This is a genomic window from Ruegeria sp. AK11, from assembly GCF_056541095.1.
In genome coordinates this window covers 1174062-1190312 of record NZ_JBQFXU010000001.1, presented here as the reverse complement: position 1 = coordinate 1190312, position 16251 = coordinate 1174062, and the positions used below count along the sequence as shown (strand labels likewise).

Sequence of the window (16251 nt, the reverse complement as noted above, 5' to 3'; positions counted from 1 at the left end):
GTGTCGGATCGCTTGTCTACCCGTTTCTGGTCGCCGCCAGTGCATCCGCCGGCGGGAGTTTGCCGTTGGCGCGATGCTCTTCCGTTTTGACCTCGTCCCAAAGCGCATCCATCTCGGCCAGATCGCTTTGCGTGGGGGTCTTGCCCCGTTCGGCCAGCCGGGCTTCGACCTTTTCAAAGCGACGGGTGAACTTGGCATTGGTGCGACGCAGGGCGGCTTCGGGTTCGATGCCAAGATGACGGCCCAGATTGACCATCACGAACAGCAGATCGCCGAACTCGTCTTCCAGCGCGTCGGCATCCATTTTGTCGCGCGCCTCTTCCAGTTCGGCGGCTTCTTCGGTGATCTTGGCCAGCACATGGCTGGCGTCAGGCCAGTCGAACCCCACCCGAGCGGCACGTTTTTGCAGCTTATGCGCGCGCAACAGGGCGGGCAGGTTTGCGGCCACACCGTCCAGTGCACCTTTTTGTTCTTTGCCCGCCCGCTCGGCGGCTTTGATGGCTTCCCAATCTTTGGTTTGCTGGTCGGCCGACTTGTCACGGGATTCATCGCCAAACACATGCGGATGGCGGCTGACCATCTTGTCGGACATGGTGCGCACCACGTCCTGAAAAGTGAAATGTCCTGCTTCTTCTGCCATTTGGGCGTGAAATACGGATTGAAAAAGCAAATCCCCCAGCTCTCCCTTAAGCTCGTCAAAGGCTTCGCGTTCGATGGCGTCCGCGACCTCATAGGCCTCTTCGATGGTATAGGGGGCGATGGTTGCGAAATCCTGTTCGATATCCCACGGGCAGCCGGATTGCGGATCGCGCAGGCGGCGCATGATTTCCAGCAGCCGTTCGATACCTGCATTGCTGTCATGGATCAGAGGATTTTCAGCCATTGCGAACCCTTTCATTCCGGTGTCAGATGCATCCATTCCGCAGTCCCGATCAGGAGTCCACCCCAGATGCCCGTCGTCAACCGAATTGCCGATTTCTCTGCCGACATGACCAGATGGCGCCAGTATCTGCATACCATCCCCGAGTTGGAATTCGAATGCCATGAAACGGCAGCCTTTGTGGCCGAACGTCTGCGTGAGTTCGGGGTTGATGAGTTGCATGAGGGGATCGCAAAGACCGGGATGGTCGCGATCATCAACGGGCAGGGCGACGGGCCGACGATTGGCCTGCGCGCCGATATGGATGCGTTGCCAATTACCGAGGAAACGGGCGTTGACTATGCCTCTCAGAACCCCGGAAAGATGCATGCCTGCGGCCATGACGGGCATACTACCATGCTACTGGGCGCGGCACGTTATCTGGCCGAGACGCGAAATTTCAGCGGTCGCGTGGCGCTGATCTTTCAACCCGCCGAGGAAGATGGCGGTGGTGCTGGCGTGATGGTCGAAGAAGGCATCATGGACCGGTTCGACATCTCACAGGTCTACGCGCTGCACAACGCGCCGGGATTTGCCGAAGGGACATTCTATACAACGCCGGGGCCGATCATGGCGGCTGTCGATACTTTCGAAGTGCATATTCAGGGTGTTGGCGGTCACGGTGCGATGCCGCATGAAACTCGTGATCCGGTTATGGCGGCCTGTGGGATTGCGCAGGCCATTCAGACCATTGTCAGCCGCAACCATTATGCGCTGGATGATCTTGTCGTCTCGGTCACGCAGATCCACACTGGCACGGTCAACAACGTGATCCCGGATACGGCCTATATCAACGGTACCGTTCGAACATTCGACCCGAACGTCCAGCAGATGGTGATGCGGCGCATGGCCGAGATTGTCGAGGGGCAGGCCAAATCCTATGGGGTCGAGGCGCGATTGGAATACAATGTCGATTACCCAGCCACCATCAATGATGCCGAAAAGGCGGGATTTGCGACCGAGGTGGCGCGTGAAATATCCGGAGACGACCGCGTCACCGGCAATACCGGGCGCGAGATGGGGGCCGAGGATTTCTCGTACATGCTGCAAAAGCGCCCCGGTGCTTATTTGTTCCTTGGGCAGGGCGAAGGCGCAGGGCTGCATCATCCGAAATACAACTTTAACGACGAAATCGCGCCGGTGGGCGCGTCGTTTTTCGCGCGGATCGTGGAAAAAGCGCAGCCGTTGAGCTGATAAAGGTTCGGGAAAGGGACTACAGAAGACATGGCACTGGAAGACGCAAGAAACCAGGTGGATGAGGCATTCACCAATCCGGACCTCAAAGGGTTGTCTTATGAAAATACGTTCGGCGGGGCGACGTCTTTTCTGCGGCGGCTTTACACCAAGAACCTGAAGGGTGTGGACATCGCCGTTACTGGCGTGCCGTTTGATCAGGCAGTTACGAACCGGCCCGGCACGCGCCTTGGCCCGCGGGCGATCCGTGAGGCCAGCGCGCTTCAGTCGCCCGATGCGCCTTATGGCTGGCCCTTTGATGCGCTGAGTGAACTGGCGATCGTGGATTATGGCGATATGGCTTATGATTACGCCAATATCCCGGCCTTTCCTGACACGCTGACCGACCACATCCGAACCATTCTGGCTGCTGATGTGGCGTCGGTCGCGTTGGGTGGCGATCACTATATCAGCTTTCCGATCCTCAAGGCCTATGCCGAGAAATTCGGGCCAATGTCCCTGCTGCAATTCGATGCGCATACCGACACATGGGCCGACGACGACATGTCCCGCGTGGATCACGGGACAATGTTCTACAAGGCGGTAAAGTCGGGCATTGTCGATCCGAAACGCTCGGTCCAGGTGGGTATTCGCACGACGAACGAGGATACGCTGGGCGTGAACATCATCGATGCGCGCGAGGTTTATGAATCGGGACCAGCTGCTGTGGCAGAGAAGATCAAGAACATTCTTGGTGACAGCCCCGTTTACCTCAGCTTTGACATCGACGGTCTTGACCCGGCTTTTGCCCCTGGTACGGGCACGCCAGTCTGGGGTGGATTAAGCTCGATTCAGGCGCAAATCATCCTGCGCGACATTGCCGGGATCAATATCAAGGGCGGGGACGTTGTCGAAGTATCGCCGCCCTTTGACACCTCAGGTGCGACAGCGATTGCTGGGGCCCATGTGGCGACGCAGATCATTTGCCTGTTGGGGTGGAACAAGCTGGATAAAGCAGATGGGTAAACCCGCAAGGGTTCACGTTAACCAACAGTTAGCCATGCTTAAGGTATGTGCTGGATCAAGTGACGAACAGGGACGGGACCATTACGCACATGACCGAATTCAACCAACCACTTAGCGGGAATGATCTGGCCCGGTTTTCCGGGCCGAACACATTCATGCGCCTGCCGCAGGCCTCCTCGCTTGAGGGGTTGGATGTGGCGGTGCTGGGGGTGCCGATGGATATCGGCACGTCGTGGCGGTCGGGCACGCGCTTTGGCCCCAAGCAGATCCGCGGCGAAAGCGCGATGATCCGGCCCTATAACATGGCCACCAGAGCGGCCCCGTTCGACAGTTTGCAGATAGCCGATATTGGGGATCTGGCGATCAACACCTTCTCGCTTGCAGACAGCCTCAGGATCATCAAGGAAAGCTATGACGCCATTTTGGCGAAAGGCGTGATCCCGATGGCCATGGGGGGCGATCATTCGATCACCCTGCCGATCCTGCGAGCCATCAAGGCAATACACGGGCCCGTGGCGCTGGTGCATGTGGACGCTCATGCCGATGTGAATGACGAGATGTTCGGTGAACGCGAAACCCACGGCACCGTTTTCCGTCGTGCATATGAAGAGGGGCTGATTGTTCCCGACAAGACGTTCCAGATCGGCATTCGCGGCTCGGGTTATGCAGCCTCGGATTTTACCGAGGCCAAGGACTGGGGCTTCCGCCAGTTCCCCGCATGGGAGCTGTGGCAGCAGAACCTGACCCAGATCGGATCGCAGGTTCGCAAGATCATTGGGGACCACCCGGTTTACATCTCGTACGACATCGACAGCCTTGATCCCGCATACGCTCCGGGCACCGGCACGCCGGAAATCGCGGGTCTTTCGACACCGCAAGCGCTGCAACTGATCCATGCCCTGCATGGGGTAAACGTGGTGGGATGCGATCTGGTCGAAGTCTCACCCCCTTATGATCCATCGGGCAACACAGCACTGACAGCAGCCAATCTGATCTATGAGATGCTGTGCATCCTTCCGGGTGTGACGTCGCGGTAAGACGCGGTGGAATGTCTTGCCGCCGGTTTTGTTCCGCTTAGGGTTCACAAAAGGGATGGAGCGGGATGAAAAAGATGGCTTTGTGGGCAGTGATTGCGCTTGTGGTTGGGGCGGGCGCCTATGTCCGGCTGGCACCGTCAGACCCTGCGCGGTGGCACGTCGCTTTGGTTTCGACCGAAAGCCAGAACTTGCCGGGTGGTGTGTTGCGCGTTGTTGAAACCGGCCCCGACGGGTTGCAGCGTCTTGACAAGGTTGCCCAAGCCACGCCGCGCACTACAGTATTGGCCGGCTCGGTCAGCGAGGGCATGATCACCTATATCACCCGCACGAAATGGATCGGCTTTCCCGACTACACCACGGCTCAGCAGGACGGAGACACCCTGCGCATTCACGGCCGCTTGCGGTTTGGTCGCAAGGATTTCGGGGTGAACAGGACGCGGGTCGATGGGTGGTTGACTGCACTTCAATAGATTGAAATCAAGGGGAAAGTTCCTAAATTGGACGTATGAATGACTATGAGAAAAAGTTCCATAATGCATTGGCTGAAATTGAGCAGGCCGGTGTTAAGCAGCACATAAGAATTGAGTCTGAGCTTGAACGATTGAAAGCCCTTGGCTTTGAACCAAGACCCTTTCTGTATTGGGCTTCGCCATTAACCAATGTTGCTGTGTTTGTCTTGTTGACCTTGATAGTTGCTTCGGTTCAGGCCGGGGTAACTGTCATTCTTGGCGAGAACTTTTGCCTTCCCAATATATTTGGCCCTGCAGCGTTGGCCGCCGTACCACTTACTTTGCTGACAGTCGCACTCAGGCTGTTCCAACATTGGGCGTGCAATTTGAGCAAGTGGGAAGACTTGTAGCGCTCAGAGAGAGTTGTCACCATCTGGTGGTGTATCCAAATTAGGCCAGTCCGAGTGTAACCCAGACGACAAACACCCCTCCTGAACCTCGCGCCACATGGGAACGTTCAGGGACATCTGGCATTGCGCGGTGAACATGCGTCCGTCGACCTGAAGGCAGATCATTTCACCCAGTTCGATGCGTGACCCGGATGTGTCGGTGCAATAGCAATCCCGCGTCTTGCCGTCAGGGCCGATGTAATCGGCGAATGCAGGCGTGGTCGTCACCAGCAGAGTAAGAAAAACCCGTTTCATGGCTGCCAGCTTAGCATGACGTTGCCCTTGACCAAAGCCCCCGGATGAGAGACACCGCCGGGATGATCCCCGAAGAACGTCTTGAACAGATCACCCAGCGTTTTCAGTACCTCGAAGCTGCCATGGCCGATGGCGCGTCGGGTGGTGATATTGCGGCGCTGGCCAAAGAATATTCCGACCTCAAGCCTGTCGTCGATCAGATCATGGCCTGGCGACAGCTGGTGGGAGATCTGGCCGAGGCGCAGGCGATGCTGACCGACCCGGACATGAAAGAGCTTGCCGAGGAGGAAATCCCCGAGTTGCAGGCTCGCATCCCCAAGGCGGAAACCGCGCTCCAACTGGCATTGTTGCCAAAGGATGCGGCAGATGCCCGTCCGGCGATGCTGGAAATTCGCCCTGGCACCGGCGGGGACGAGGCCGCTTTGTTCGCGAGTGATCTATTGCGCATGTATCAGCGATACGCCGAGGCGCGTGGCTGGAAATTCGAGATTATCGAAGAGCAGGCCTCGGATCTGGGCGGCATCAAGGAAGTGGTCGCCCATATCAAAGGCGACAATGTCTTTGCGCGCTTGAAATATGAATCCGGCGTCCATCGGGTGCAGCGCGTGCCCGAAACCGAAAGCGGGGGGCGCATTCACACCTCGGCGGCGACAGTGGCGGTTCTGCCCGAGGCCGAGGATGTAGACATCCAGATCGACGCCACTGATATCCGAATCGATACGATGCGGAGCTCGGGTGCCGGGGGACAGCACGTGAACACGACAGACTCGGCTGTGCGGATCACGCATCTTCCGACGGGATTGGTGGTGACGAGTTCCGAAAAATCTCAGCACCGCAACCGCGAAATCGCCATGCAGGTTCTGAAGACGCGCTTGTACGATCTGGAACGGCAGCGGATTGACAGTGAACGCTCGGCAGATCGTGCCAATCAGGTTGGCTCGGGGGATCGCTCGGAACGCATTCGTACTTATAACTTCCCGCAAGGGCGCATGACCGACCACCGGATCAACCTGACGCTCTATAAGCTGGATCAGGTGATGCAGGGCGATCTGGACGAGGTGATTGATGCGCTGACGGCGGATGATCAGGCCCGGCTCCTGGCTGAGATGGCACAATGACAGGTCTGCAAACAGCGGCACAGGCGATGGTGGCGGCGACAGCGCGCCTGCGTGCGGCCGGTGTGGACGATCCGGCGCGCGACGCGCGTTTGTTGCTGGCCCACGCTGCACGGATTGAAGCCAGCCGGGTGACGCTGATTGCCCCAGAAGAATTACAGCCTGAAATTGCCGAGCGTTATGATCAGCTGATCTCCTTGCGTGCCATTCGGGTTCCGGTGTCGCATCTGTTGGGTGAGCGGGAGTTTTACGGCCGCAGGTTCCGCGTCAGCCGGGATGTCCTTGATCCGCGCCCGGAAACTGAAACCCTGATCGAAGCAGCGTTGAGCGAACCATTTGATCATGTCCTCGACCTAGGGCTGGGCTCGGGGTGTATCCTGATAACCCTTCTGGCCGAACGCAGCAGTGCCACGGGCGTGGGTGTTGATCTGAGCGAAGCCGCCTGCCTGCAAGCCAGTGCCAATGCGGTTCAGCATCAGGTAGAGACGCGGATTGAGATCCTTCGATCAAACTGGTTCGAAAACATTGAAGACAAATTCGACCTGATTGTTTCCAACCCTCCGTATATCTCAGTGTGTGAGATGGAAGAACTGTCGCCCGAAGTGCGTGAGCACGAGCCGCGCATGGCCCTGACGGATGAGGGGGACGGGTTGGGCGCGTATCGTCGGATCGCGGCGGCGACCCCGGATTTTCTGTTGGCGGGCGGGCGAATTCTTGTCGAAATCGGTCCGACGCAGGCGGCAAAAGTGTCAGCCTTGTTCGATGCCGCTGGGTTGGTGGACGTCCGGGTAATCCCCGATCTTGACGGTCGCGATCGTGTCGTCGGCGCAAGAATGCCGGGATGAGCGGCGGGTTTGCGGCAAAAAACGCCGACCTGTAGAAAAAAGCTGGTGAAAATCCGAGATTCCTCTTGTCTGCGCCGTCAGGACATGCTTACTCAGGATTAGTCGGCGAGGTTGACGCTGTTGCAGCGCACCCCTGACGCCAAGCCCAAAAAGTCGACTTCCCGTCACGGCAAACGCCTTAGAGCAGTGCAAAACACGGGTTGAGCGACAGCGCATTGATAAGGCTGACGTAAAGTAAGATGAGATCTTCCAAACCCCGTTCGCGGGCCAAGAATAACCGCAATCGTCCTTCTGGCGGCAACGTCGTAAACCGGGTTTTTGACAGCTCGGGTCCCGAAGGCAAGGTCCGTGGCACGCCGCAGCAGATTATTGATAAATACAACCAGTTGGCACGTGACGCTCAGCTGTCGAATGACCGCGTGGCGGCAGAAAACTTCCAGCAACACGCGGAACACTACCTGCGGATGCTGAGCGAAGCGCAGCGCGAGATTGACGCGCGCCGTGAAGAGCAGGAGCGCCAGAACCGCGAACGCCAGGCCGAGCGCGACCGTGAACGTGCCGAACGTCAGGAACGCGAAGCGACCCGCCAGGCTGATCCGGCCGAAGCACCGCAGCCTGATGTAATGGACCTGTCTCAGCAAGTTTCAGAGCCCGATAGCGGTCTGGTGGAGACCCCGGAAAACAAAGAAACCCCGGCGGCTGAAACACCGGAAGAGGCTCCGCGCAAGGAAAAACCCGCGCGTAAGCCACGCGCCCGGAAGCCCAAAGCTGCGCCCGAGGCAAAAGAGGATGCTCCTGCCGACACGGGGGACGCACCGGAGGCGGCAGAATAAAGCCGATGTCAAAAGAACCAAGCCCCGAGGTTTAACTCGGGGCTTTTTCGTTTGATCAGGTTTTCTTAACTTCGCGCGCCAAAGCGCAGAACGCTTCCAGCGGGACTTGCTCGGCACGGTCCGTGGGCTTGATACCTGCGGCCAGAAGGCGGTCTTCGATATCCGGGGCAATGCCTTTGAGTGAGGCGCGCAGCATCTTGCGGCGTTGGTTGAAGGCGGCAGCCACGACGCGCGACAGGGTGGCGGCATCGGCGGGATAGCGTGGCTCGGGCAATGCGGTCAGGTGGACCACGGCGCTTGAAACCTTGGGCGGCGGAGTGAAGGCCCCGGGGGGAAGCAACATGGCGATACGTGCCTCTGCCCGCCATTGGGCAAGGATGGCAAGGCGTCCATAGGCTTTGCTACCGGGTTGGGCAACAATACGCTCGGCCACTTCGCGTTGGAACATCAGCGTCAGGCTCTGCCAGAATGGGGGCCATTCGGGCGGTGTCAGCCAACGCACCAGCAGCTCGGTGCCGACATTGTAGGGCAGGTTGGCGGCGACGCGGATTGGCGGTGTCAGATATTCAAGCGGGTTGATCTCCAGTGCGTCGCCGTTGATCACCTCAAGCCGACCCGGATACGCGGCGGCGATGTCGTTCAGGGCGGCAATGCACCGTGTATCTTTTTCGACGGCCACGACCTTGCGCGCGCCTTCGGACAGCAGGCCTCGTGTCAACCCACCGGGACCGGGGCCGATTTCAAGCACATCGCATTCTGACAAATCGCCGGCTTGTCGGGCGATCTTGGCAGTCAGGTTCAGATCCAACAGGAAATTCTGCCCCAGCGATTTGCGCGCCGAAAGCTGGTGGGTTGCGATGACCTCGCGCAGAGGGGGAAGCGTGTCTATAGCGCTCATGATCGGAATACCTTGGCGCCTGTGAAAGGGGCTGTGCCCGAGATTTTTGTGCCTCCGGCGGGGATATTTTCAGCCAGGTGAAGGATCAAGAGCTTTTTACCATGCGTTGGGCAAGTTTCAGGGCTTCGATAAGGCTGGAGGGGTTGGCGATGCCTTTCCCCGCGATGTCCAGTGCTGTTCCGTGGTCGGGTGAGGTACGGATGAACGGCAGGCCAAGGGTGACATTCACGCCCCGGTCGAAATCCAGCGTCTTGATCGGGATCAGGGCCTGATCGTGATACATGGCGATGGCGGCGTCATAGCGGGCGCGGGCGGCTGCGTGAAACAGCGTATCCGCAGGGTGGGGGCCTGTAATCGTCGCGTCCTCGGGGTTCAGATCAGCCAGCATCGGAGCAATCCAGTCGAGCTCCTCTGTGCCCATCTTGCCGCCTTCACCTGCATGCGGGTTCAGGCCTGCAACTGCGATCCGGGGATGCGCGATACCGAACTGATCACGCAAACCGCGTGCAGTGATTTCAATCGTTTCGCGCAGAAGATCAGGGGTAAGTGCCGCGGGAACTTGTGACAATGGAATGTGAATCGTCGCGGGAACGACGCGCAACTGCTCGCTGGCCAGCATCATGACTACCCGGCGGGTTCCGGAAAGGGCTGCCAGAAACTCGGTATGGCCAGGAAAGGTGAACCCTGCGCCGTCAATCAGGGCTTTCTTGTTGATCGGTGCGGTGCAAAGCGCTGCGGCCTCACCGGTCTGTACCAGTTCGGTACCGGTTTCGATGGCATCAACCACCGATGGCGCGTTGGCCGGATTCGGCTGGCCGAATACGTTCGCGGCGGGAAAATCCATCTGAAGAACGGGCAGGGCCCGGCCACAGGCTTCAGCAACCTGACTTGGGTGTTCGATTTTAGCAACGGGTGTGCCTGCTGGCAGGTGGCTGGCGTCCCCGATATAGAAGAACGGGCAGGCATCGCGCAGTTCAGCCCACGCCTTGGCCGCGATTTCCGGGCCGATACCGGCCGGTTCGCCGCAGCTGAGCGCGACGGGCCGTATCATTCCTGAGTAATGACAGCGTCAGCCCGCAGCTGCTCCACCAGACTGGCCGCAAAGGCCTGAAGACGTTGCTGCGCCAGCGCGTTGGCGACATCGCCCCGAGAGGTGTCTTCGCCCAGATCCCGCGTGCGGTTGCACAGCATCAGAAACACAAGCGTCTGACCATTGTTGCGGGTCAGAGTCGCCGACGCTTCGTTCCGGTCCAGCTTGGCCAGTTCCACGGCAATATCACCGGGCACCTCGGAAGGTGCGGCTTCGACCCGGTCCAGAACTTCGGCGGGCTGATCCTTGGCAATGCCATAGAGATCATCACAAGTGTCGATTTCTTCTTTCAACTTCGCGGCCCGCGAAAGGGTTTCGGCGCTGCGCCCGCCAGGCAGGTAATAGGCGGCATAATCCAACTTTGAAATGCGCGGAGCGCCGGTTGCGACTTCGCGCAAGCCCCGCATCTGAAACAGGGCAACCGCGTTCGGCAGGGTGATCGGGTCGGTGATCTCACCGGTCTGAAGCCCCAGGATGACAGGTTGAAGCGCCGGGGGCAGGTTCGAGATGTTCAGCCACTCCAGACGTCCACCCTGACCCCGTGTTGCGGCTGCGGAATACTGAGCGGCGGCAGCAGAAAACGCGTCCTGCCCTTCAAGGCGCGAGATTTCTTCGGCCAACAGCTCGGTCTGGGCAACCGTTTGCGGGTTTACCGGGATAATGATTTCGGACAGCAGGACCTGCAATCCGCCACCGCCCGTCTGGCCCAGCGCGCGATCAATCTCATCCTCGGTCGGGCGCGCCTGCGACAGATAGCGCGAGCTGATGTAGTCGCGCCATGCCAGTTGATCCGCGACATAATCCCGGACCGTTTCAGGGTCGACGCCCGCGTCGCCGAGAAGTTTCAGGAATTGTTCGGATGACAATTGTCCGCGCGAGGCGAATTCGTCGATGCCCAGCTGAACGGCCTCGGGCGTCGCTTGTACGCCGGCGCTGCGCATGACCTGCCTGCGCAGTTTTTCATCAATCAGGGCATCCCTGACGTCAGCTTCGTTACCACCGGGCAAACCCAGAACATTCAGGAATTGCAGGCGCTGTTCAAGCTCGTACCAGGTGACAATATCCTGATTGACGCGGATCGCGGGTGAGAACAGGCTTTGCGCGCTTCCCTGAAGAGGCGCGATTGCAAAAACTGCGGCAACCAGTGCCGGTGTGACCGGTTTAAGCCAACCGGAACGGAGAAACCTGGAGAAACCTGATATCAACTGCATGTTCTCTTGTATGTCTTGCCACCGCCTTCAAGGGCGTACCCTGTCAGAGAAAGGGTAAAGCCGAATTCTGTCGAAGGCTCAATAGTGGATGTTGAAGTAAAGCGCCGACTTACGGACATGTTAACCCGAACGCATTCGTTCTGATAGGTCACACCCAGACCCAACCGGATCGGTTCCGACTCAGCCAGATCGTAGCGCGCCAGAGCATTGGTCAGCCAGTTCTGATCGACCTGGTAGCGTCCGAGAAGCAGAATTTCCGAGATTTCTTCGGTGATGTTTTCCGCCGGGTCCGGTTCCTGCCAGATATAGCTGCCGGAAAGGCCGGCATTTTCGGATGCCCATGCGCCGCGCAGTTCGGCTTTGACAAAGCTGAAATCCCCGTCGATCAGACCGCGTCCGGCAAGTGACCAGCCATTGGCCGTGCTGATCTGCCCGGCCACCAGCAAATCCGACGATGTGCCCTGCAATCCCGATGTCAGCGTGAAGTTTGGATCGGCGTCGGCCCGAAACACTTGGCCCACAGTCGCTTGGGCCTGCCAGCCACCCGCGCCATACCGGGCCCAGTTCAGGCCAACCACACCAGTGGCACTGTTCTCGCGCTGATCTTCAGCAGGGAACCGCGAGAGGGACAGAAGGTTACCCTGATCGAATTCCTGAAAAGTGCTTTCATCATTCGGAACATCGGTGTCCGATACATGTGTCCATCCGAACTGCGCAATCGGTTCGAGGAACTGAACAGCCCCCGATTCCTCGCGCCGGGTCATTGGATAACGGAGAGTCAAAGCCGCGCGCGGCGTAGATCGGGTCACGTTGTCGGGGTAGTTGCTGTCGTGACGAATGTTGAAAGTGTCAACCGACGCCCCAAGCGTGGTATCGACCCGCAACCCCGATGAGAAAGTCCAGCTGCGTAGCCATTCGGCATCGAAGGTGGCCCGTGCCATGTCGCGACCAACAACATCTGTATCGCTGGTGCGTTCGTGCGCATGACCGATGAATGCCAGCCGAACCTCGCCCCCTAGCGTGCTGGGAAAATAGCGTTTTTCATAGTTGAGGTCGAAGACGCGGGACGGGATTTCGTCCTGATTTTCGCTGTCCCGAAGTGTTTTGTAGTAGATCAGGCCGGTTTTGAACGCACTATCGCGCTTGATCCGCTCCAGTGCGATTTCGCTGCGCAAGCGGTCCAGATCCGGCAAGCCGTAATCGGCCAGATAGGCATCGTCGGATGTAGTTTCCAGATTGAAGGTCAGACGGAAATCGTTCTTCAGATTGAACCAGCCGGTGGCAAACAGGTAGCCGCGATCCTGATCGGGTTGCACATCATCCCGTGTATAAGCGCCTTCCACCTGAATGCGTCCGTTCACAAAGGCCTGACGATAGCGGTATCCCAGGGTTGTCGTCTTGGCTGAGACGTAAGGCGTAAGTGTCAGGTCCTTGTGATCGCCAAGTTTGAAGAAATACGGAACCTGAACGCCAGTGCCCAATTGCGAGGTGCTGCGGATCGAAGGAACCAGAAAGCCGGTTGCCCTCTCTAGCGTTGGGTCGGGCAAGCGCAGATAGGGAAAGTAGAATACCGGATAATCCAGGACCCGAAGCTGCGCGCCTTCGAAATATAGTTGCCGTTCCAGTTGATCATGCGTGACTTTGCGCGCCCTGATCTGCCACAGAGGCGGCCTGCCGTCGGTGCAGACATGACAGGATGTGGCTGAAACCTTGCTGAATTGCGTATAACGTCCTGCGGCCCGTTTCGCCTGAACCGAGGCGATCTGTACCTGCTGTTCAAACACCATGCGTGCACCGATCAGCAGTCCGTTCTGAATTCCGCTGTCCAGTTGCCCTGAATCCGCCAACAGGGTGGTTTGACCACCCTGATCGATACGAATGGGGCCTTCCAGTGTCAGCTCGCCAGTCTCGCGGTCATATGTGATACGATGGGCGGACAATTTGGTGTCGCCCTGAAAGGCTTCGACATTGCCTTCAGCCACAAGTTTGCGCTCAGGCGTGATGAATACCTTGTCGGCCACCAGCAAGGCGGGCTCTTGCTGCGCTTGTGTGCCCTGTGGTTGTGGCTGGCCTTGGGATGTCTGTGCTGCAGTTCCCGCCGGGACGGACAAAGCCAGTGCACTTGTAAGCAATACAGGAACGATATGCCGCATCAGCCGTCCTCCGCATGCAGTAGCAGACCAAGAGACAGCAGAATTGCGGCAAAGGGCGGTGCCCAGGCAGCGATATAGATGGGCAATTGTCCGTTTTCCCCGAGGATTTGCGCGAAATTGCGCACGAAATAGATGGCAAATCCAAGCAGAACGGCTGTCAGGACGGCGATCCCTGTGCCGCCGAACCGAACGTGGCGCATGGTAAACGCGGCCCCGATCAGAACCATCGAGATCAGAAAGAAAGGCCGGGCCAGCTGTACCTGCAGCCAAACCTCATATTGTTTGGTCGAAAATCCCGCCTCGCGCAGGTCGCTGATCAACTGGGGCAGGTCATAAACAGAAACCGAATCCTGTTGCCCAAACGTATCCATGATCCGCTGTCGGGTCAGCGAGGTCGGCAGCTCCAGACGCTCGTGCACAACTGAATTGGATTCAGGGTTTTGCCCATCCTGCAAGGCCCAGGTTTTTGCCTGATACAGAACCCAGTTCCCGTCTTCCAACTCTGCCCGATCCGCAACAATTTGCTGGGTTGGTTTGCCATCCCGCCCAAAGGTGATGACGGTAACACCGTCCAGCCGCAGCTTGTCTTGGTTCGATGTGGCCCGGGCGTGGATAACGGCCTGCCCATTCTCGGCGGATTGGCGCAGCCACAGGCCCTCGCTGCTGATCGAAAGGGCCGAACTGCCGTTGTTTCGGTATGAATCCGACAAGCGGCGGAACTCTTCGGATGTGGCCGCTGCGATGGGATTCAAAAGTGCAACGGCCAGAGCGCCGATGATCAGCGACAACAGGACAGGGGCGACCAAAGCGCGGATGCCCGAGCGGCCAGTTGCACGGGTCACCACAAGTTCGGACGTACGTGCCAGCCCAACGAACAGCGCGATGGTGGACAGGATGACCAGCAAAGGCAGCATTTCGCTGATGGCGGCTGGTGTATTCAGCAGTGTGAGGTGCAGCAACTGGGCAAAAGACAGGTCGAAATCGTCAAAGCGGCGAATCTGTTCGATCAGATCGATGAGAATCATCAAGGTCAGGAAAATACCTCCGATGACCATGAAACTTTGCAGGAACCGGCGAGCGAAATAACGGTCCAGGATCATAGGCACAACCCCGCTGCGCCTGTAGTGTGGGGCGTCGGGCTGATATCGCGCCTGCGCAATGCTGTGCGCGACGGCGTATGCCTGCCCTCTCGTACCACGTCTTTCTCCCCCGAGCCTGCCGGTCATTTTTTCGGGACCTTAATGCAATTGAAAGGCGGGGAAAACTGCTATCTGGTCAATGCGTGCCCCGCGGGCTAGGTCTTGGGGAACAGAATTCGAGGAGTGTACAATGAGCAGTCTGATACCGATCCGTTTTCAGGAATTTGACCTGGAGGCTATGGCGCAGGCCAAAGGGCGCATCGCCATCATCATTCCGGATGACGGTAAGATGAGCCCGGCAGCCCGCCGGGCAAACCGTCTGACGAAGGGCGGGTTGGCGCGGCTTGTTGAAAGCGAGAGTTTCAGAAAGTCCAAGACAGGTGATGTCATCTCGATGGCATGGCCCACAGGGATGGCGGCTGAGGCGCTGGATGTTCTGGTTCTGCCACGTCGCCCCGAGGCCGCCGAAGCCCGTAAGGCAGGTGCGGCGCTGGCTAAGCTGGCAGGCGGCAAGGACATGCTGGTGATGGTGGGAAATCAGGCGCGGGCCGAGGATCTGGCACTGGGGATTGTTCTGCGCAGCTATGAATTCGACGCGCATAAAACCAAGGAAAGCCAGAAGGCTGGCACAGTGACAATCAGCCACGCAAAGCCTGTAGAGATCGAGGCAGATTTTGCACCTCTCTATGCAATTGCTGATGGCGTTCGGATGACGCGCGATCTGACCAATGAACCGGCAAATGTTTTGACCACTACCGAATTCGCGGACCGTCTGGTTGAGATGCAGGAGCTGGGTCTTGAGGTCGAAGTGCTGGACGAAGACAAGCTGGCCGAGTTGGGGATGCGCACATTGCTAAGCGTCGGGCAGGGCTCGGACAGCCCTTCGAAAGTGGTGGTGATACAGTGGAATGGCGGTGCCAAGGACGACGCGCCTCTGGCTTTGGTCGGAAAAGGCGTAGTGTTCGACACGGGTGGTATCTCGCTCAAACCAGCTGCTGGCATGGAAGAGATGACCATGGACATGGGCGGAGCCGGAGTTGTTGCGGGCACCATGCGCGCGCTGGCCAAGCGCAAGGCAAAAGCCAATGTCGTGGGGCTGGTTGGTCTGGTCGAGAATATGCCATCAGGTAACGCCACCCGTCCGGGTGATGTGGTCAGGTCTATGAAAGGTGATACGGTCGAGATCATCAACACCGACGCCGAGGGCCGTCTGGTTCTGTGTGACGTGATGTGGTACGCGCAGGAACGGTTCAAGCCGGTCGGCATGATCGATCTGGCAACTTTGACCGGTGCGATCATTATCGGGTTGGGCCATGAGAATGCTGGTGTCTTTTCGAACAATGACACATTCTGCGATGCCTTCCTGAAATCTGCCAAGGCCGAGGATGAAGGCGCCTGGCGGATGCCATTGGGCGATGCCTATGACAAATTGCTGAAATCGCGCATTGCCGACATGAAAAACGTGGGCGGTCGTCCCGCGGGTTCAGTCACCGCCGCGCAATTCCTGCAGCGTTTCGTGAAAGAGGAAACGCCGTGGATTCACCTGGATATTGCGGGGGTCGCCTCGGTTGCCGACGAGACATCTTATGCGCCCAAAGGCGCCACCGGCTGGGGCGTACGCGCACTGAGCCGGTTTGTGCAGGACAATTTCGAGTAGGC

The 16251-nt window shown here is 58.4% G+C and carries 16 protein-coding genes; 9 read left to right on the top strand and 7 right to left on the bottom strand.

Translation table 11 applies throughout. From position 1 onward, the window contains the following. Window positions 1-16 precede the first annotated feature (16 nt). Window positions 17-883, bottom strand: coding sequence for a nucleoside triphosphate pyrophosphohydrolase (mazG, locus tag ACR0D9_RS05970; RefSeq protein WP_480538247.1), 867 nt, complete (start codon window positions 881-883; stop codon window positions 17-19). Between the two features lie 66 nt (window positions 884-949). On the opposite strand from mazG, the gene ACR0D9_RS05965 reads away from it, so the two are divergent. The 5 genes from ACR0D9_RS05965 to ACR0D9_RS05945 all read left to right on the top strand — a co-directional run bounded on the left by ACR0D9_RS05965 (window position 950) and on the right by ACR0D9_RS05945 (window position 5014). Next, a complete protein-coding gene (locus ACR0D9_RS05965; protein ID WP_209503692.1) occupies window positions 950-2113 on the top strand; it encodes a M20 aminoacylase family protein in 1164 nt (387 codons plus the stop codon). A 30-nt stretch (window positions 2114-2143) separates the two neighbouring features. After that, window positions 2144-3118 (top strand): agmatinase, encoded by a 975-nt coding sequence (gene speB / locus ACR0D9_RS05960; RefSeq protein ID WP_480480570.1) that lies wholly within the window; start codon window positions 2144-2146, stop codon window positions 3116-3118. A gap of 89 nt (window positions 3119-3207) precedes the next feature. Next, window positions 3208-4155, top strand: coding sequence for an agmatinase (gene speB / locus ACR0D9_RS05955; protein ID WP_480504872.1), 948 nt, complete (start codon window positions 3208-3210; stop codon window positions 4153-4155). A 74-nt stretch (window positions 4156-4229) separates the two neighbouring features. After that, window positions 4230-4625 carry a DUF1499 domain-containing protein gene (locus tag ACR0D9_RS05950; protein ID WP_480504874.1) on the top strand — a complete coding sequence of 132 codons (396 nt, stop codon included), beginning with the start codon at window positions 4230-4232 and terminating at the stop codon, window positions 4623-4625. Window positions 4626-4660: 35 nt separating this feature from the next. Continuing rightward, window positions 4661-5014 carry a DUF6404 family protein gene (locus ACR0D9_RS05945; protein ID WP_480504876.1) on the top strand — a complete coding sequence of 118 codons (354 nt, stop codon included), beginning with the start codon at window positions 4661-4663 and terminating at the stop codon, window positions 5012-5014. A gap of 3 nt (window positions 5015-5017) precedes the next feature. On the opposite strand, the gene ACR0D9_RS05940 is transcribed toward ACR0D9_RS05945, so the two are convergent. Beyond that, complete coding sequence (locus tag ACR0D9_RS05940; RefSeq protein WP_480504878.1) at window positions 5018-5308, bottom strand: hypothetical protein; 291 nt, start codon at window positions 5306-5308, stop codon at window positions 5018-5020. Between the two features lie 62 nt (window positions 5309-5370). Here ACR0D9_RS05940 and prfA point away from each other — a divergent pair, with 62 nt between their 5' ends. The 3 genes from prfA (at window position 5371) to ACR0D9_RS05925 (ending at window position 8101) form a co-directional block, all read left to right on the top strand. Further along, window positions 5371-6426 (top strand): peptide chain release factor 1, encoded by a 1056-nt coding sequence (prfA, locus tag ACR0D9_RS05935; protein ID WP_480505795.1) that lies wholly within the window; start codon window positions 5371-5373, stop codon window positions 6424-6426. After that, window positions 6423-7268: a peptide chain release factor N(5)-glutamine methyltransferase gene (gene prmC, locus ACR0D9_RS05930; protein ID WP_480485398.1), complete on the top strand. Its 846-nt coding sequence runs from the start codon at window positions 6423-6425 to the stop codon at window positions 7266-7268. The genes prfA and prmC overlap by 4 nt, the downstream gene beginning before the upstream one ends. Window positions 7269-7507: 239 nt before the next feature. Beyond that, the gene (locus tag ACR0D9_RS05925) at window positions 7508-8101 is read left to right on the top strand and encodes a DUF4167 domain-containing protein (RefSeq protein WP_267364566.1); all 594 of its coding nucleotides are present in this window, start codon (window positions 7508-7510) and stop codon (window positions 8099-8101) included. A 55-nt stretch (window positions 8102-8156) separates the two neighbouring features. Here the strand turns inward: ACR0D9_RS05925 and rsmA are convergent, their stop codons facing one another. The 5 genes from rsmA to lptG form a co-directional block, all read right to left on the bottom strand. Further along, a complete protein-coding gene (rsmA, locus tag ACR0D9_RS05920; protein WP_480485400.1) occupies window positions 8157-8999 on the bottom strand; it encodes a 16S rRNA (adenine(1518)-N(6)/adenine(1519)-N(6))-dimethyltransferase RsmA in 843 nt (280 codons plus the stop codon). Window positions 9000-9084: 85 nt separating this feature from the next. Further along, window positions 9085-10050: a 4-hydroxythreonine-4-phosphate dehydrogenase PdxA gene (gene pdxA, locus ACR0D9_RS05915; protein WP_480480582.1), complete on the bottom strand. Its 966-nt coding sequence runs from the start codon at window positions 10048-10050 to the stop codon at window positions 9085-9087. Continuing rightward, window positions 10047-11300, bottom strand: coding sequence for a peptidylprolyl isomerase (locus ACR0D9_RS05910; protein WP_480480584.1), 1254 nt, complete (start codon window positions 11298-11300; stop codon window positions 10047-10049). The genes pdxA and ACR0D9_RS05910 overlap by 4 nt, the downstream gene beginning before the upstream one ends. After that, window positions 11291-13453 carry an LPS-assembly protein LptD gene (locus tag ACR0D9_RS05905; protein WP_480485402.1) on the bottom strand — a complete coding sequence of 721 codons (2163 nt, stop codon included), beginning with the start codon at window positions 13451-13453 and terminating at the stop codon, window positions 11291-11293. Before ACR0D9_RS05905 ends, ACR0D9_RS05910 begins: the two co-directional genes overlap by 10 nt. After that, window positions 13453-14553 carry an LPS export ABC transporter permease LptG gene (gene lptG, locus ACR0D9_RS05900; protein ID WP_480480588.1) on the bottom strand — a complete coding sequence of 367 codons (1101 nt, stop codon included), beginning with the start codon at window positions 14551-14553 and terminating at the stop codon, window positions 13453-13455. Before lptG ends, ACR0D9_RS05905 begins: the two co-directional genes overlap by 1 nt. A gap of 229 nt (window positions 14554-14782) precedes the next feature. Between lptG and ACR0D9_RS05895 the strand changes: the two genes are divergently transcribed. Next, window positions 14783-16249, top strand: coding sequence for a leucyl aminopeptidase (locus tag ACR0D9_RS05895; protein WP_480485404.1), 1467 nt, complete (start codon window positions 14783-14785; stop codon window positions 16247-16249). Window positions 16250-16251: the final 2 nt, after the last annotated feature.

Excerpts from the sequence above, each read along its gene's own strand:
- mazG (WP_480538247.1), bottom strand. The coding sequence starts at position 883 with ATGGCTGAAAATCCTCTGATCCATGACAGCAATGCAGGTATCGAACGG.
- ACR0D9_RS05965 (WP_209503692.1), top strand. The coding sequence starts at position 950 with ATGCCCGTCGTCAACCGAATTGCCGATTTCTCTGCCGACATGACCAGA.
- speB (WP_480480570.1), top strand. The coding sequence starts at position 2,144 with ATGGCACTGGAAGACGCAAGAAACCAGGTGGATGAGGCATTCACCAAT.
- speB (WP_480504872.1), top strand. The coding sequence starts at position 3,208 with ATGACCGAATTCAACCAACCACTTAGCGGGAATGATCTGGCCCGGTTT.
- ACR0D9_RS05950 (WP_480504874.1), top strand. The coding sequence starts at position 4,230 with ATGGCTTTGTGGGCAGTGATTGCGCTTGTGGTTGGGGCGGGCGCCTAT.
- ACR0D9_RS05945 (WP_480504876.1), top strand. The coding sequence starts at position 4,661 with ATGAATGACTATGAGAAAAAGTTCCATAATGCATTGGCTGAAATTGAG.
- ACR0D9_RS05940 (WP_480504878.1), bottom strand. The coding sequence starts at position 5,308 with ATGAAACGGGTTTTTCTTACTCTGCTGGTGACGACCACGCCTGCATTC.
- prfA (WP_480505795.1), top strand. The coding sequence starts at position 5,371 with ATGATCCCCGAAGAACGTCTTGAACAGATCACCCAGCGTTTTCAGTAC.
- prmC (WP_480485398.1), top strand. The coding sequence starts at position 6,423 with ATGACAGGTCTGCAAACAGCGGCACAGGCGATGGTGGCGGCGACAGCG.
- ACR0D9_RS05925 (WP_267364566.1), top strand. The coding sequence starts at position 7,508 with ATGAGATCTTCCAAACCCCGTTCGCGGGCCAAGAATAACCGCAATCGT.
- rsmA (WP_480485400.1), bottom strand. The coding sequence starts at position 8,999 with ATGAGCGCTATAGACACGCTTCCCCCTCTGCGCGAGGTCATCGCAACC.
- pdxA (WP_480480582.1), bottom strand. The coding sequence starts at position 10,050 with ATGATACGGCCCGTCGCGCTCAGCTGCGGCGAACCGGCCGGTATCGGC.
- ACR0D9_RS05910 (WP_480480584.1), bottom strand. The coding sequence starts at position 11,300 with ATGCAGTTGATATCAGGTTTCTCCAGGTTTCTCCGTTCCGGTTGGCTT.
- ACR0D9_RS05905 (WP_480485402.1), bottom strand. The coding sequence starts at position 13,453 with ATGCGGCATATCGTTCCTGTATTGCTTACAAGTGCACTGGCTTTGTCC.
- lptG (WP_480480588.1), bottom strand. The coding sequence starts at position 14,553 with ATGATCCTGGACCGTTATTTCGCTCGCCGGTTCCTGCAAAGTTTCATG.
- ACR0D9_RS05895 (WP_480485404.1), top strand. The coding sequence starts at position 14,783 with ATGAGCAGTCTGATACCGATCCGTTTTCAGGAATTTGACCTGGAGGCT.